Here is a 14,986-nt window from a genome sequence, read left to right as displayed (position 1 = left end):
TCCGCCGGCAGGCGGCGCGACGACAGCGGGAGGCGCAGGCTGCGGCAGTGGGGGCGTGGCGCCGGGTTCCGGCAGCGGCGCAGGGGGTGTCTCCGGCAGTCCTGCGGGCGGGGGCGGCGCAGGCGCCAGCGTGACCTGGATCGGCCCGCCCGGACCGGCATCGAAGCCGGGGACGCCGAACTGCAGCGACAACAGCAGGCCATGCAGCAGCGCCGAGACCGCGATGCCGGCGACCAGCCGCCGGTCGCGCTGCGCAAGGGGGTCGTTCGGGCTGGAGTCCTGCGCTCGATGCATGCCGTGGCCGGGAAGCGATTATTGTCAGGCTGGCATCATAGCGTTTACTCAGCAGCAAGGCGAGCGCGCACGATTGAAGCAGGTCGGGCCCGAGCGGCCCGCCCTGCTAGCGCTGTACCCGGCTGAAGGTGTAGGTTTCGCCGTGCGCGAGGTAGATGACGTCCTTCTCCAGGCCGGCCGCCTTGACTTCGCGCGCGAAGTCCTCGAGCGGCGACTTGAACACGTCGTAGTCGTTGTAGTGGATCGGCACCGTCTTCTTCGGACGCACCACCTGCATCATGCGCACGCCGTCCTTGCCGTCCATCGTGACTTTCACGACGCCCAGGATGCGGGTGCCGCCCAGGTGCAGCAAGGCCAGGTCGATGTTCGGGAAGCGCTGCGGGATGGCGCGGATGTCGTCGTAGACCAGGGTGTCGCCGCTGATGTACATGCGGTAGTCGGGTACGGCGGGATCTGCGCCGAAATCGAGCACCGAACCCATCACCTTGGGCAGCAGCACCGCCACGCCGGCCGGGCCATGGCGTCCGGGCGTGGCGGTCACGCGCAGGCGCGAGGCGCCCTTGCCGACCTCGAGCCGGTCCCAGCTGCTCAGGCCGAAGATGCGCGTGAATCCCAGGCGCTTGAGCCGCTCGCCGCCCTCCTTGGTGGTAACGATGGGCGTGGCGCGGTTGAGCTTTTCCTGCACCAGCTGGTCGAAATGGTCGCCATGGAAATGCGACAGCACGACCAGGTCGATCGGCGGCAGTTCTTCGAAGCGGATGGCCGGGTTGGTCTTGCGTTCCGAGGTGAGCCCGTAGCCGAGGTGGACGTGGTCGCCCTTGTGCAGGAAGTTGGGATCGGTGAGGATCGTGAAGCCCTGGAAGCGGATGATGACCGTGGCCGTGCCGATGAATTGCACGGTACCCGTATTCGCATCCGCCGCATCCGGCGCCGGGGCGCCGTCGGCCGCCAGCTGCAGCCGGAAGGTCTCGCCCTGGGCCGGCGTGGCGGTCGCGTCGGCGTGGGCGGCCGGGACCATGGCGCACAGCGCGGCCAGCAGGATCGTCAGGCGGGCGCAGAAAAGTGGGTGCTGGAACAGTCGAGCGAACGGCATGGTCGGTCTCCGGAAGCGCGCACCCCGGGACGGCATGCGCTGCTGCCGGAACGTTAACACGGCAGCGCTGCGGACGGCGTTCGCTTGCCAGGCGCGCCGCAAGCGACTCATTCCCTGCTGGGATAGGTTCTTAAAGCTTGGCGACCAGGCCGGCCAGGTGCTGGCGCGCCTTCTGCCACTCGGTGCCGAGCAAGGCCGCCGTGCACTGCGGACAGGCTTCGAAGGGATTGCAGTCGTGCTCGAGCGCGACGTAATTGGTGCCGGTCACGGTCTTGCCCTGGTAGCTGTCGACGCGGCCTGAGGGTGCGCCGCCAGCAGGGCTGTCGGCGCCCTGCCCGGCCCATTTGGCGAAGGCGGCGGTGGCGACGCCGTCGGGGACATACCAGCGGCGTTTGGTGGGATTCCAGCGGGCGCCGAGCGCCTTCGCTTCATCCTTCTCGGCATAGGGAACAGTCAGGAAAAGCATGCGATCCGAAAAAAAGTAGTCACGCGACCGATGGCCTGCCCAGCTGGGTTCGAACCAGCGACCCTCAGCTTAGAAGGCTGATGCTCTATCCAACTGAGCTATGGGCAGTTCAGACGGCACGCGCAAGCGGCCGGAAATGAAACGGGCTGTCGAACGACAGCCCGCGGAGGAAGCTTTGGTCGGAGTACAAGGATTCGAACCTTGGACCCCCTGGTCCCAAACCAGGTGCGCTACCGGGCTGCGCTACACTCCGATGTGGGGCTGATGATACTCCCGCAACGAGGGCGCGTCAAATTGCGCTGCCCCGTGCGGGGGTTCGGGCTCAGGCAGCCAGCTTGTCGGCGATACGGCGCGCCATGTTTTCGGCCAGGTCGGCTTCCTTCGCCTCGACCATGACGCGGATCAAGGGTTCGGTGCCCGAGGCGCGGATCAGCACGCGGCCCGACTCGCCCAGCTCGCGTTCGACCGCTTCCTTCTCGGCCACCAGCGCCCCGTCCTTGGTCCAGTCGAAGCCCGGCGTGACCTTCTTGTTGATCAGGGTCTGGGGATAGAGCTTGAGTTCGCTGCAGCATTCGGCCAACGACTTGCCGCTGCGCTTGAGCGCCGACAGCACCTGCAGTGCCGACACGATGCCGTCGCCGGTGGTGTGCTTGTCCAGCGCCAGCAGGTGGCCCGAGCTTTCGCCGCCGAACAGCCAGCCGCGCTCCTGCATCACTTCCAGCACGTAGCGGTCGCCGACCTTGGCGCGCGCGAAGCCAACGCCCATCTGCTTGAACGCCACTTCCAGCGCCATGTTGGTCATCAGGGTGCCGACGGCGCCCGCCACCGGACCGGTCGACATGCGGTCGCGCACCATCAGGTACAGCAGCTCGTCGCCGTTGTAGACGCGGCCGGTGGCGTCGACCATGATCAGGCGGTCGGCGTCGCCGTCCAGCGCGATGCCGAGGTCGGCCTTGTTGCTCACCACCGCTTCCGACAGCGCTTTCGGCGCGGTGGCGCCGACGCCGGCGTTGATGTTGAAGCCGTCAGGCGTCGCACCGATCGACACGACTTCGGCGCCCAGTTCGTGGAACACGTGCGGGGCGATGTTGTAGGCCGCGCCGTTGGCGCTGTCGACCACGATCTTGAGGCCGCGCAGGTCCAGCTCGTTCGGGAAGGTGCTCTTGCAGAACTCGATGTAGCGGCCCTGGGCGTCGCGCAGGCGGGTCGCGCGGCCCAGCTTGTCCGAAGGCACGCAGCCCATCGGCTGGTCGATCGCGTCTTCGATTTCCAGTTCCACCGCGTCCGGCAGCTTGGTGCCGTGCTGCGAGAAGAACTTGATGCCGTTGTCCTGGAAAGGATTGTGCGACGCCGAGATCACGACGCCGGCCTGCAGGCGCAGCGCACGGGTCAGGTAGGCGATGGCCGGGGTCGGCATCGGGCCAGCCAGCATCACGTCCACGCCCGCCGCCGAGAAGCCCGCTTCCAGCGCCGCTTCCAGCATATAGCCGGAAATACGGGTGTCCTTGCCGATCAGGACGACCGGACGGCCGCTGGTCGACTTTCCACCCTTGGCCAGCACCGTGCCGGCAGCATAGCCGAGGCGCATGACGAATTCGGGGGTAATCGGCGCGACCCCCACGAGGCCGCGAACACCGTCCGTGCCGAAATATTTCCGTGCCATTCTTTTACTCTTTCCAGGTTTTAAACTTAGCGTTTTAATCTTGAGTTCCGGCGAGCCATACCTTTAAGGCATCAACCGTCTCTGCTACATCATGCACACGCACAATTTTAGCGCCATGCGCTACCGCAGCCAATGCCCCGCCGACGCTGCCCGCCATGCGCTCTTCCACCGGCCGGCCCGTGATGGCCCCTACCATGGACTTGCGCGACAGCCCGGCCAGCACCGGCAGGCCGAGCTCGTCACGGATGCGGCCCAGCTGGCGCAGCAGCGCGTAGTTGTGCTCGACGGTCTTGCCGAAGCCGAAGCCCGGATCGATGCAGATGCGTTCCCGGGCGATGCCGGCGCGCTCCAGGGTGTCCACGCGCTCCCGGAGGAAATCGATCACCTCGCGCACGACGTCATGGTATGCCGGGGCCTGCTGCATGGTTTGCGGCGTGGCCTGCATGTGCATCACGCACAGCCCGCAGTCGCTGTCGCGCACCGCCTCGATGGCGCCCGGCGCCCGGAAGCCGTTGATGTCGTTGATCATGTCGGCGCCGGCGATGATCGCCTCAGCCATGACTTCCGGCTTGCAGGTATCGACCGACAGCGCGCAGTCGAGGCTGCGCAGCGCATACAGGGTCGGCAGGACGCGCGCCAGTTCTTCGGCCACCGGCACGCTGGGCGAGCCCGGCCGGGTCGATTCGCCGCCGATATCGATCATGGTGGCGCCGTCGCGGATCATTTCCTCGGCATGCGACAGCGCAAACTCGAGACCCAGGTAGCGGCCGCCGTCGGAGAAGGAATCGGGAGTGACGTTGAGGATGCCCATCACGACCGGACGGACGGCATCCGGGCCTTCCAGCGCGAAGCTGTACTGGCCACATTGCAAATTCTTGGACATGGTGAGAAAGGGGAAGCGTTAACGTACAAAAGGCATCCAGCGGATGCCTTTTGCTTGGGGAAAACTAGGCGCTCACATCAAGCCGGTGCGGTGGCGTTCGGCGCCACGCCACCGCCGCTGTCGCCCGGCGGGTTACGCTTGGTCAGGATGCTGGTCTTCGACTGTCGCGGCTCGCGGCCGGCCATGATGTCGTTGATCTGCTCGGCATCGATGGTTTCCCAGTCGAGCAGCGCCTTGGTCATCATCTCGACCTTTTCGCGGTTTTCCTCGAGCAGGCGGCGCGCCAGGGCGTACTGCGTGTCGAGGATGTTGCGGATCTCGGCGTCGACCTTCTGCTGCGTCGCCTCCGAGATGGTCTTGGTGGCGCCGCCGAAGAAGCCTTCGTTCTCGCTGTCTTCGTAGACCATCACGCCCATGCTCTCGGACATGCCGAAGCGGGTCACCATCGAACGGGCCAGCTTGGTGGCGCGGGCGAAGTCGTTCGAGGCGCCGGTGGACATCTGGCCGACGAAGATCTCTTCGGCGATACGGCCGCCGAACAGGATCGAGATTTCTTCGAGCATCTTGTCCTTGTAGCCCGACAGGTTGTCGTGCTCAGGCAGCTGCCAGGTCAGGCCGAGGGCATAACCGCGCGGCATGATCGTGACCTTGTGCACCGGGTCGGCTTTCGGCAGCAGCTTGGCGACCACCGCGTGGCCCGACTCGTGGTAGGCCGTGTTGCGGCGCTCTTCCTCGCGCATGACCATCGACTTGCGCTCCGGACCCATGTAGATCTTGTCCTTGGCGTCTTCGAAGTCGATCATCTCGACCAGGCGCTTGCTGCGGCGCGCAGCGAACAGCGCTGCCTCGTTGACCAGGTTGGCCAGGTCGGCGCCCGAGAAGCCCGGGGTGCCGCGCGCCAGGATGTCGGCCTTGACGTCGGTACCGATCGGCACCTTGCGCATGTGCACGTTCAGGATCTGCTCGCGGCCGCGGATGTCCGGCAGGCCCACCATCACCTGGCGGTCGAAACGGCCCGGACGCAGCAGCGCTTTATCCAGCACGTCGGCGCGGTTGGTCGCGGCGATCACGATCACGCCCGAGGAGGCTTCGAAGCCGTCCATCTCGACCAGCAGCTGGTTCAGGGTCTGTTCACGTTCGTCGTTGCCGCCGCCCATGCCGGCGCCGCGATGGCGGCCGACGGCGTCGATCTCGTCGATGAAGATGATGCAGGGCGAATGCTTCTTGGCGTTCTCGAACATGTCGCGAACACGCGACGCACCGACGCCGACGAACATCTCGACGAAGTCGGAACCGGAGATCGAGAAGAACGGCACCTTGGCTTCGCCGGCGATGGCGCGCGCCAGCAGGGTCTTGCCGGTACCCGGCGGACCGACCATCAGCACGCCGCGCGGAATACGGCCGCCCAGCTTCTGGAACTTGGTCGGGTCTTTCAGGAAGTCGACGATTTCCGACACTTCTTCTTTCGCTTCGTCGCAACCGGCGACGTCGGCGAAGGTGACGGTGTTGTTGGTTTCATCGAGCATGCGCGCCTTCGACTTGCCGAAGGAGAACGCGCCGCCCTTGCCGCCGCCCTGCATCTGGCGCATGAAGAAGACCCACACGCCGATCAGGAGCAGCATCGGGAACCAGGAGATGAACACCTGCTGCAGGAACGAAGGCTCCTCCGGCGGCTTCACGTCGAAGCGCACGCCGTTTTCGCGCAGGTCGCCGATCAGGCCGCGGTCGAGGATGGTCGCGGTGGCGCGGACCTTGGTGTCGTCGCTGCGGGTCGCGGTGATGTTGGAGCCCTCGATCACGACGTCCTTGATGCGACGCGCCTTCACCTCATCGAGAAGCTCGGAATAAGCGATGGTCTTGCTGCCGCCGGCGACGCTGTGGTTGTCGAACTGCTTGAACAGCATGAACAACAGCAGCGCAACGACCACCCAGATGGCGGATTTGGAAAACATATTATTCACGAAAACTCCTCCGATGCGGATTGCATCTCTACCGATTTCAGTATGACGATTTTAACCGCAATAAGCCGACGCCGCCACGCGACGTACGGGAATAGTGCTGAAATGCCATTTTTTCATGCCAGACTGGCTACGCATGGGTTCGCGCAGCCAGCCTCACGCGGCTGATGTGCGGTTGCCGCGCCGAATATCAAGGGCAAAACGCACATCCGACGCGCTTTTTATCCCGCTGGATTCTTCAGACCGCGTCCAAGCAGGAAAATTTCCGAGGATTTGTCCCGGCTGGCTTTGGGTTTGACCTGCTTGACCGTCTTGAATTCGGTACGAAACTTTTCCAGTATCTGGGTAAATCCCATATCTTTAAAGCACTTCACCAGCAATGCGCCCCCTGGTTTCATGTGCATTTGCGAAAACTCAATTGCCAGGTCGATTAAGTGTTCCATCCGCGCCGCATCGGCGGTCGGAATTCCCGACAGGTTCGGCGCCATGTCGGACAGCACCAGGTCGGCCTTGCACCCCTCCAGCAGCTCGTCGAGCTGGGCCAGCACTTCCTCCTCACGGAAATCGCCCTGGATATACTGAACATCAGCGATGGGCTCCATCGGCAGCATGTCCAGCCCGATGATGGTGCCGTGGATACCGCCACCGTCCGCGCCGGCCAGCTTGCGCCGGGTATACTGGGCCCAGCTGCCCGGGGTGCAGCCGAGGTCGACAATGACCTGGCCCGGCTTGATCAGCTTTTCGCTTTCGTCGATTTCCTTGAGCTTGTAGGCGGCGCGGGCGCGGTAGCCCTCTTTCTGGGCCAATTTGACGTACGGGTCATTAATATGGTCGTGCAACCAGTTTTTGTTTAATTTGTTCTTGGCCATTCGCGTAGAATACTGCTTTTAAAGGTAATTCAAAATTTATTATGCTTAAACTCACTCCGGCCGAGCGCAGCGCACTGCGCGCCGAAGCCCACGGACTCAATCCAGTCGTCATGATCGGCGAATCCGGCCTGACCGAATCGGTCATGAAGGAAATCGCTTCCAGCCTCGACGCGCACGGCCTGATCAAGGTGCGCGTGTTCGGCGACGACCGCGAAGCGCGCATCGCCATGTACGAACAGATCTGCGCGGAACTCGACGCGGCGCCTGTCCAGCACATCGGCAAGCTGCTGGTGCTCTACCGTCCGAAGAAGGAAGCCGTCAAGGAACGCAGCAGCAAGGCCGGCAAGGGCATGCGCGAAGTCACCATCGTCAAGGCCAGCGCCAGCGGCACCAAGAAGCCGAGCGTTACCAAGGTCATGCTGAAAGGAAACGAGCGCGTGACGGCGGGCGGCAACATCAAGCGCGCCAAGCCGCGTCAGACTTCCACCAAGAAGAATTCACTGAACAAGTGATGGCACGCGCCGAGCGCAAACCGGGGTGACCCGGTTTTTTTACGCGTGCCGGATCGAATCGGGCCTCGGCCTTCTAAGCTGAAGGTCCGCGGCTCTTGAGCACCAGCACCGCAGCGAGCACGCTTTCAATGACGTGGAACAGCTGCGACACCCCATGCATCACGGCGAACTGCGTCCAGTACGGCGAGGCCCTCACCCCGCCCGGGCCCGCCAGTTCGCGCATCTGCGCCATGCCCGGCTGCAGGCCGATCCACATCACCAGCGCGCAGGCCAGCATCGCAAGCACCAGCAAATTCAGAAAACGGCGCCGCCCGGCGTCGAGATCGCGGGACAAGCGCACCAGCACCAGCATCGCGGCCGCACAGCCGAGCGAGACCCAGCCCAGGCGGTGCAGCAGGACGGCGACGACATCGCCAGCCACCGTGCTCGGCACCGCCGCGAATACCGCCGGCGCCGCGATATACCCGAGCGTCCACAGCATCCCAGCCCACAGCACCGACGCCAAGAGCCGGGCGGCTGCAATACGGGAAACGCGGGAAACGCGGGAAGCGGAATGGGACGGCACTGCGGTCCGGCTGTCCGGCATCAGACGTAGCGGACTTCGAGGATTTCGTATTCGCGCGGGCCCGACGGGGCCTGCACTTCCACCACGTCGCCGGCATACTTGCCGATCAGGGCGCGGGCGATCGGCGAGGTCACCGACACCTTGTTCAGCTTGATGTCGGCTTCGTCGAGGCCGACGATCTGGTAGCTCACCTTCTGGCCGTTTTCCAGGTCTTCCAGGTCCACGGTCGAGGCGAACACGACGCGGCCTTCCGCATCCAGCGTGGCCGGATCGATGATCTGGGCGGCGCTCAGCTTGCCCTCGAGTTCCGCGATGCGGCCTTCGACGAAGGCCTGGCGCTCTTTCGCTGCATCGTATTCGGCATTTTCCGACAGGTCGCCGTGCGAGCGCGCTTCGGCGATCGCGTCGATCACGTTACGGCGTTCCTTGGTCTTGAGCTGGTGCAGCTCTTCCTTCAGGAGTTCGGCGCCGTATTTGGTCAGTGGTACGGTAGTGTTCATGTCGCTCTACGTTGATTCGTGATTGGACGTACCAAACCAAAACCACAGAGGCGCGCGGCGCAGGCCGCGCGAGCTCTGTGGTTGCGTTGGTACTACGTGCTGCTTAGTTTAAGGTTTTATGGAGACCTTGTAAATCGTAGACGCGCAGCTCGTCCAGGTGGCGCATGCCCTCGATCGCGGCTTCCGCGCCGGCGATGGTCGTGTAGGTGACCACGCGCGACTGCAGGGCCGAGGTACGGATGGTGCGCGAGTCGGTGATCGCCGAACGCTTCTCTTCCACGGTGTTCACCACCATGACGATCTCGCGGTTCTTGATCATGTCGACCACGTGCGGACGGCCTTCCAGCACCTTGTTCACCTGGCGCACCGGGATGCCGGCCGCTTCGATGACGGCCGCAGTGCCCTTGGTGGCCACCAGCGAGAAGCCCAGCGCCACCAGTTCGCGCGCCACGGAGACGGCGCGCGGCTTGTCCGCGCCCTTCACCGACAGGAACACCGTGCCCTTGGTCGGCAGGTTGATGCCGGCCGCCAGCTGCGACTTCACGAAGGCTTCGCCGAAGGTCTCGCCCACGCCCATCACTTCGCCGGTCGACTTCATTTCCGGTCCCAGGATGGTGTCGACGCCCGGGAACTTCACGAACGGGAACACGACTTCCTTGACGCTGTAGAACGGCGGGGTCACCTCCTTGGTGACGCCCTGCTGGGCCAGGGTCTGGCCCACCATGCAGCGCGCCGCTATTTTTGCAAGCTGCAGCCCCGTCGCCTTCGACACGAACGGCACGGTACGCGATGCACGCGGGTTCACTTCCAGCACGAAGACCGTATCCACGGTCTTGCCGTCGACTTCGGACTGCTGGATCGCGAACTGCACGTTCATCAGGCCGACCACGTTCAGGGCCTTGGCCATCAGCGAGGTCTGGTGCTTCAGCTCGGCGATGGTCTCCGGCGACAGCGAGTACGGCGGCAGCGAGCAGGCCGAGTCGCCCGAGTGCACGCCGGCCTGTTCGATGTGCTCCATCACGCCGCCGATGAAGGTGGCTTCGCCGTCCGAGATGCAGTCGACGTCGACTTCGATGGCGTCGTTCAGGAAGCGGTCCAGCAGCACCGGCGAATCGTGCGAGACCTTGACCGCTTCGCGCATGTAGCGCTCGAGGTCGCGCTGCTCGTGGACGATTTCCATGGCGCGGCCGCCCAGCACGTAGGACGGACGCACCACCAGCGGGTAGCCGATCTCGTCGGCCAGCGCCAGGGCGTCGGCTTCGGTGCGCGCGGTGCGGTTCGGCGGCTGGCGCAGGCCGAGCTTCTGCAACAGCTGCTGGAAGCGCTCGCGGTCTTCGGCCGCGTCGATCATGTCCGGCGAGGTGCCGATGATCGGCACGCCGTTGGCTTCGAGGTCCAGGGCGAGCTTGAGCGGGGTCTGGCCGCCGTACTGGACGATCACGCCTTCCGGCTTCTCCAGGTCGACGATTTCCAGCACGTCTTCCAGGGTCAGCGATTCGAAGTACAGGCGGTCCGAGGTGTCGTAGTCGGTCGACACGGTCTCCGGGTTGCAGTTGACCATGATGGTTTCAAAGCCGTCTTCGCGCATGGCGAGGGCCGCGTGCACGCAGCAGTAGTCGAATTCGATGCCCTGGCCGATACGGTTCGGGCCACCGCCCAGCACCATGATCTTCTTCTTGTCGGTCGGGTTGGACTCGCACTCCTCGTCGTAGGTCGAGTACATGTAGGCCGTGTTGGTCGCGAATTCGGCGGCGCAGGTGTCGACGCGCTTGTACACCGGACGGATGCCCAGTTCGTGGCGGCGCGCGCGCACGGCTTGCGGCGTGGTCTGCATCAGGAAGGCCAGGCGGCGGTCCGAGAAGCCCTTCTGCTTGAGCTTGTACAGCAGCGGCTTGTCCAGGCTCTCGAGCTTCTGGTGATCCAGCCACAGCTCGATGTCGACGATCTCCTTGATCTGCACCAGGAACCACGGGTCGATCTTGGTCAGGTTGTGCACCTCTTCCAGGGTGAAGCCCTGGGCGAATGCGTCACCCACGTACCAGATGCGCTCCGGGCCCGGCTCGCCGAGTTCCTCTTCGATCTTCTCGCGGTCGCGGGTCTTCTCGTTCAGGCCGTCGACGCCCACTTCCAGGCCGCGCAGGGCCTTCTGGAAGGATTCCTGGAAGGTGCGGCCCATGGCCATCACCTCGCCCACCGATTTCATCTGGGTGGTCAGGTGCTTGTCCGCGGTCGGGAATTTTTCGAAGGTGAAGCGCGGGATCTTGGTGACGACGTAGTCGATCGACGGCTCGAACGACGCCGGGGTCGCGCCGCCGGTGATCTCGTTGCGCAGCTCGTCCAGCGTAAAGCCGACCGCCAGCTTGGCCGCGACCTTGGCGATCGGGAAGCCGGTGGCTTTCGAGGCCAGCGCCGAGGAACGCGACACGCGCGGGTTCATCTCGATGACGATCATGCGGCCGTCCTTCGGGTTGATCGCGAACTGCACGTTCGAGCCGCCGGTGTCGACGCCGATCTCGCGCAGCACGTTGATCGACGCGTTGCGCATGATCTGGTATTCCTTGTCGGTCAGCGTCTGCGCCGGCGCGACGGTGATCGAGTCGCCGGTGTGGACGCCCATCGGATCCAGGTTTTCGATCGAGCAGATGATGATGCAGTTGTCCTTCTTGTCGCGGACGACTTCCATCTCGTACTCTTTCCAGCCGAGCAGGGACTCTTCGATCAGCAGCTCGTTGGTCGGCGAGGCTTCCAGGCCGCGCTTGCAGATCGCTTCGAATTCTTCTTCGTTATAGGCGATGCCGCCGCCGCTGCCGCCCATGGTGAAGGACGGACGGATGATGGTCGGGAAGCCCAGCTCGCGCTGCACCGCCCACGACTCTTCCATCGAGTGCGCCACGCCCGAGCGCGCCGAACCGAGGCCGATCTTGGTCATCGCATCCTTGAACTTGGAGCGGTCCTCGGCCTTGTCGATCGCTTCCGGGGTCGCGCCGATCAGCTCGACCTTGTACTTTTCCAGCACGCCGTTGTGGTGCAGGTCGAGCGCGCAGTTCAGCGCGGTCTGGCCGCCCATGGTCGGCAGGATCGCGTCCGGACGCTCCTTGGCGATGATGCGCTCGACGACCTTCCAGGTGATCGGCTCGATGTAGGTGACGTCCGCCGTTTCCGGGTCGGTCATGATGGTCGCCGGGTTCGAGTTGACCAGGATGACCTTGTAGCCTTCCTCGCGCAGGGCCTTGCAGGCCTGGGCGCCCGAGTAGTCGAATTCGACCGCCTGGCCGATGACGATCGGACCCGCGCCGATGATCAGGATGCTTTTGATATCACTACGTTTTGGCATTTACTTTTTCTCCGCTGCTTGCATCAGGCCGATGAAGCGGTCAAACAGGTAGGCGACGTCGGTCGGGCCGGGCGAGGCTTCCGGGTGGCCCTGGAAGCAGAAGGCGGGCTTGTCGGTACGCTCGAAGCCCTGCAGCGAACCGTCGAACAGCGACACGTGGGTGACGCGGCAGTTGGCCGGGAGGGTCTCCGGGTCGACCGCGAAGCCGTGGTTCTGCGAGGTGATCAGGACCTTCTTCGAATCGAGGTCCTGCACCGGGTGGTTGGCGCCATGGTGGCCGAACTTCATCTTCATGGTCTTGGCGCCGGAGGCCAGCGCCATGATCTGGTGGCCGAGGCAGATGCCGAAGGTCGGGATGCCCTTCTCGATCAGCTCCGCGCTGGCCTTGATCGCATAGTCGCATGGCTCGGGGTCGCCCGGGCCGTTGGCCAGGAAGATGCCGTCAGGATTGAGCGCCAGCGCGTCGGCGGCGGTCGCCTGGGCCGGCAGCACGGTCACCTTGCAGCCGCGCTCGGCCAGCATGCGCAGGATGTTGCGCTTGACGCCGTAATCGAAAGCGACCACGTGGTATTGGGGATTGTCCTGCTTGCCGAAGCCTTCGCCGAGCTTCCACTCGGTCTCGGTGAACACATAGGGTTCTTTCACGGACACGACCTTGGCCAGATCCATGCCGGCCAGGCCCGGGAAGGAACGCGCCAGTTCCAGCGCCTGCGTTTCCAGCGGCTCCTTGCCCTGGATGCCGGTCAGGATGGCGCCGGCTTGCGCACCCTTCTCGCGCAGGATGCGGGTGAGCTTGCGGGTGTCGATCCCGGCGATGGCGACCACGTTTTCTTGCTTCAGGTAGTCCGACAGCGACTGGGTGGAACGGAAATTCGATGCCAGCAGCGGCAGGTCACGGATGATCAGGCCGGCGGCGTGGACCCTGGAGGCTTCGACGTCGGCCGGGTTGACGCCGTAGTTGCCGATGTGCGGGTACGTCAGGGTAACGATCTGACGCGAATAGCTGGGGTCGGTGAGGATTTCCTGGTAGCCGGTAATCGCGGTGTTGAACACCACTTCGCCGGTCGTGTGACCGGTGGCTCCAATGGAATATCCTTTGAAAATCGTTCCGTCAGCGAGGGCCAGGATGGCCGGGACGGCTGGGCCAGAAAAAAATGGCGGCAAGGGTAACTCCCAATAAAGTTACCGTAGCTTCGCCACGTCAGACCGGCATCCAACAAACCCGGGCGGAGACCGCTTGCCGGTAGCTGGACATCTAGTTGAATGAGGGATGGTGGGTAGGCGCTACGGCAAATGTGTGAATGGTTAAACTTCCGAATTATAGCGCGGAATGGACCTATTCGGCAATGCAGCAATTCTACAAAAGTGGCGCTGATTTTGCATAAACGTGCGCGAAAGCGGCGCGCGAACGGGTGTTTTGCTGCTTTGGCGAAATAAAAGAAAAGGCACCCGCAGGTGCCTTTTCTTACAGTCATGTGACGAGCCAGGCTGTTATTCGCCGGTCAGGGCCGCGATGCCGGCCTTGGCGATCTGCGCATCCTCATTCGACTTCACGCCCGACACGCCGACCGCGCCGATCACGTGGCCATCGACGATCACCGGCACCCCGCCTTCCAGCATGCCCTCGAGTTCCGGGGCCGACAGGAAGGAGACGCGGCCGTTGTTGATCACGTCTTCATAGATCTTCGACTCGCGCCGGCCCAGGGCGGCGGTCTTGGCCTTGGCCGGCGCAATATAGGAAGAGGCAGCCGCGGCGCCGTCGAGGCGCTGGTACCACAGCAGGTGGCCGCCGTCGTCGACGATGGCGAAGGACACCGCCCAGTTGTTGCGCAGCGCTTCGGCTTCGGCCCCCAGGGCGATTTTCTTGACGTCTTCGAGGGTGAGATAAGGCTTGGTTTTCATCTTGGTTCCTTTATTGTCCTTGCTGCTTGGCCTTGAGCTTGGCCTTGATCTGCGGCATGACGGCGGCCGCCGCCTGCTCGCCGGCGAGGATCGCCAGGTTGCGGTTGCTGAAGTCGGCGCTGCCCATGTTGCCGAGGTTCGGCGTGATGACGACGTCGGCTTCCTTCAGCTCGAAGTGATTCAGGCGCTGGCCCATGATGCTAAAAGTCTGCATCAGGACGTCAAGCGAGCTGGCGGTGGCGGCGCCTTCGGTGGCGCTGGAGATGTTCACCGCGATGATGAACTCGGCGCCCATGTCCTTGGTGAACTTGACCGGCACCGGCGCGACCAGGCCGCCGTCGACATAGGTCTTGGCGCCGATCTTCACCGGCTGGAACACGCTCGGCACCGCCGAGGAGGCCCGCACGGCCATGCCGGTATTGCCCTTGTTGAACAGGATCGGCTGGCCGGTCTTGAGGTCGGTGGCGACGGCGCCGAAGCGAATCTTCAGGCGCTCCATCGGCACGTTGTTGACAGCCTTGTTGACGTAGCTCTGCAGCGCCTCGCCCTTCAGCACCCCGGTCGACTTGCCGAACAGCGGCAGCGCCCAGTCGGAGATCGTGGCCTCGTCCATGGCCAGCGCGGTCTTTTGCAGCGCGAAGCCGTTCAGGCCGGAGGCGTACAGGGAGCCGACCACCGAGCCGGCGCTGGTGCCGACCACGATTTCGGGCACGATGCCCTGGGCTTCGAGCGCCTTGATGACGCCGATGTGGGCGAAGCCGCGGGCGGCGCCGCCGCCGAGGGCCAGGCCGATTCTCACTTTGCGTGGCGGAGGGGGCGGCGTCACCTGCTGGGCGACGGGCGTTGCGGGAGGCTGGGTCGGGGTGCTGCCGCAGGCGCTCAGGAACAGCGCGGCGCAGGCGATCAGGGAACTACGGCGAGAGAACATATGGGGTGCTTGAAAGAAC

The 14,986-nt window shown here is 64.2% G+C and carries 13 protein-coding genes, 2 tRNA genes and 1 pseudogene; 1 reads left to right on the top strand and 15 read right to left on the bottom strand.

What is annotated here, in order from left to right; translation table 11 throughout:
• From B2R83_RS06565 to B2R83_RS06525, 9 genes and pseudogenes are all read right to left on the bottom strand, one after another.
• Window positions 1-294 (bottom strand): annotated as a pseudogene (locus tag B2R83_RS06565) (hypothetical protein); the annotation flags it as partial.
• Window positions 295-400: 106 nt separating this feature from the next.
• A complete protein-coding gene (locus B2R83_RS06560; RefSeq protein WP_292039383.1) occupies window positions 401-1,387 on the bottom strand; it encodes an MBL fold metallo-hydrolase in 987 nt (328 codons plus the stop codon).
• Window positions 1,388-1,517: 130 nt separating this feature from the next.
• Window positions 1,518-1,853 (bottom strand): DUF5710 domain-containing protein, encoded by a 336-nt coding sequence (locus B2R83_RS06555; protein WP_292039381.1) that lies wholly within the window; start codon window positions 1,851-1,853, stop codon window positions 1,518-1,520.
• A 31-nt stretch (window positions 1,854-1,884) separates the two neighbouring features.
• Window positions 1,885-1,961 (bottom strand) — tRNA-Arg (locus B2R83_RS06550).
• A gap of 68 nt (window positions 1,962-2,029) precedes the next feature.
• Window positions 2,030-2,106 (bottom strand) — tRNA-Pro (locus tag B2R83_RS06545).
• Window positions 2,107-2,175: 69 nt separating this feature from the next.
• Window positions 2,176-3,516, bottom strand: a complete 1,341-nt coding sequence (gene glmM, locus B2R83_RS06540) for a phosphoglucosamine mutase (RefSeq protein WP_292039379.1) — start codon at window positions 3,514-3,516, stop codon at window positions 2,176-2,178.
• A 34-nt stretch (window positions 3,517-3,550) separates the two neighbouring features.
• Complete coding sequence (folP, locus tag B2R83_RS06535; RefSeq protein WP_292039377.1) at window positions 3,551-4,399, bottom strand: dihydropteroate synthase; 849 nt, start codon at window positions 4,397-4,399, stop codon at window positions 3,551-3,553.
• 77 nt (window positions 4,400-4,476) lie between these two features.
• Window positions 4,477-6,360 (bottom strand): ATP-dependent zinc metalloprotease FtsH, encoded by a 1,884-nt coding sequence (ftsH, locus tag B2R83_RS06530; protein WP_292039375.1) that lies wholly within the window; start codon window positions 6,358-6,360, stop codon window positions 4,477-4,479.
• 218 nt (window positions 6,361-6,578) lie between these two features.
• Window positions 6,579-7,226: an RlmE family RNA methyltransferase gene (locus B2R83_RS06525; protein ID WP_292039372.1), complete on the bottom strand. Its 648-nt coding sequence runs from the start codon at window positions 7,224-7,226 to the stop codon at window positions 6,579-6,581.
• Window positions 7,227-7,267: 41 nt separating this feature from the next.
• Between B2R83_RS06525 and yhbY the strand changes: the two genes are divergently transcribed.
• Window positions 7,268-7,738: a ribosome assembly RNA-binding protein YhbY gene (gene yhbY, locus B2R83_RS06520; RefSeq protein WP_027865019.1), complete on the top strand. Its 471-nt coding sequence runs from the start codon at window positions 7,268-7,270 to the stop codon at window positions 7,736-7,738.
• Between the two features lie 73 nt (window positions 7,739-7,811).
• Here the strand turns inward: yhbY and B2R83_RS06515 are convergent, their stop codons facing one another.
• The 6 genes from B2R83_RS06515 to B2R83_RS06490 all read right to left on the bottom strand — a co-directional run bounded on the left by B2R83_RS06515 (window position 7,812) and on the right by B2R83_RS06490 (window position 14,967).
• Complete coding sequence (locus tag B2R83_RS06515; protein WP_292039370.1) at window positions 7,812-8,324, bottom strand: DUF4149 domain-containing protein; 513 nt, start codon at window positions 8,322-8,324, stop codon at window positions 7,812-7,814.
• Window positions 8,324-8,803 carry a transcription elongation factor GreA gene (gene greA, locus B2R83_RS06510; protein WP_027865017.1) on the bottom strand — a complete coding sequence of 160 codons (480 nt, stop codon included), beginning with the start codon at window positions 8,801-8,803 and terminating at the stop codon, window positions 8,324-8,326. The genes B2R83_RS06515 and greA overlap by 1 nt, the downstream gene beginning before the upstream one ends.
• A 103-nt stretch (window positions 8,804-8,906) precedes the next feature.
• On the bottom strand, window positions 8,907-12,137 hold the full coding sequence (gene carB / locus B2R83_RS06505) for a carbamoyl-phosphate synthase large subunit (RefSeq protein ID WP_292039367.1): 3,231 nt from the start codon (window positions 12,135-12,137) through the stop codon (window positions 8,907-8,909).
• Window positions 12,138-13,301, bottom strand: a complete 1,164-nt coding sequence (gene carA / locus B2R83_RS06500) for a glutamine-hydrolyzing carbamoyl-phosphate synthase small subunit (protein ID WP_292039364.1) — start codon at window positions 13,299-13,301, stop codon at window positions 12,138-12,140.
• A 327-nt stretch (window positions 13,302-13,628) separates the two neighbouring features.
• Entirely contained in the window at window positions 13,629-14,039 is a 411-nt protein-coding gene (locus B2R83_RS06495) for a GlcG/HbpS family heme-binding protein (RefSeq protein ID WP_292039363.1), read from the bottom strand.
• Window positions 14,040-14,049: 10 nt separating this feature from the next.
• Window positions 14,050-14,967, bottom strand: a complete 918-nt coding sequence (locus B2R83_RS06490; RefSeq protein WP_292039361.1) for a patatin-like phospholipase family protein — start codon at window positions 14,965-14,967, stop codon at window positions 14,050-14,052.
• Window positions 14,968-14,986 lie beyond the last annotated feature (19 nt).

Source organism: Massilia sp. UBA6681 (assembly GCF_002454935.1).
Classification (GTDB): domain Bacteria; phylum Pseudomonadota; class Gammaproteobacteria; order Burkholderiales; family Burkholderiaceae_D; genus Telluria; species Telluria varians.
The sequence above is the reverse complement of the archived record's forward strand: the minus strand, read 5'-3'. Positions and strand labels throughout refer to the sequence as shown.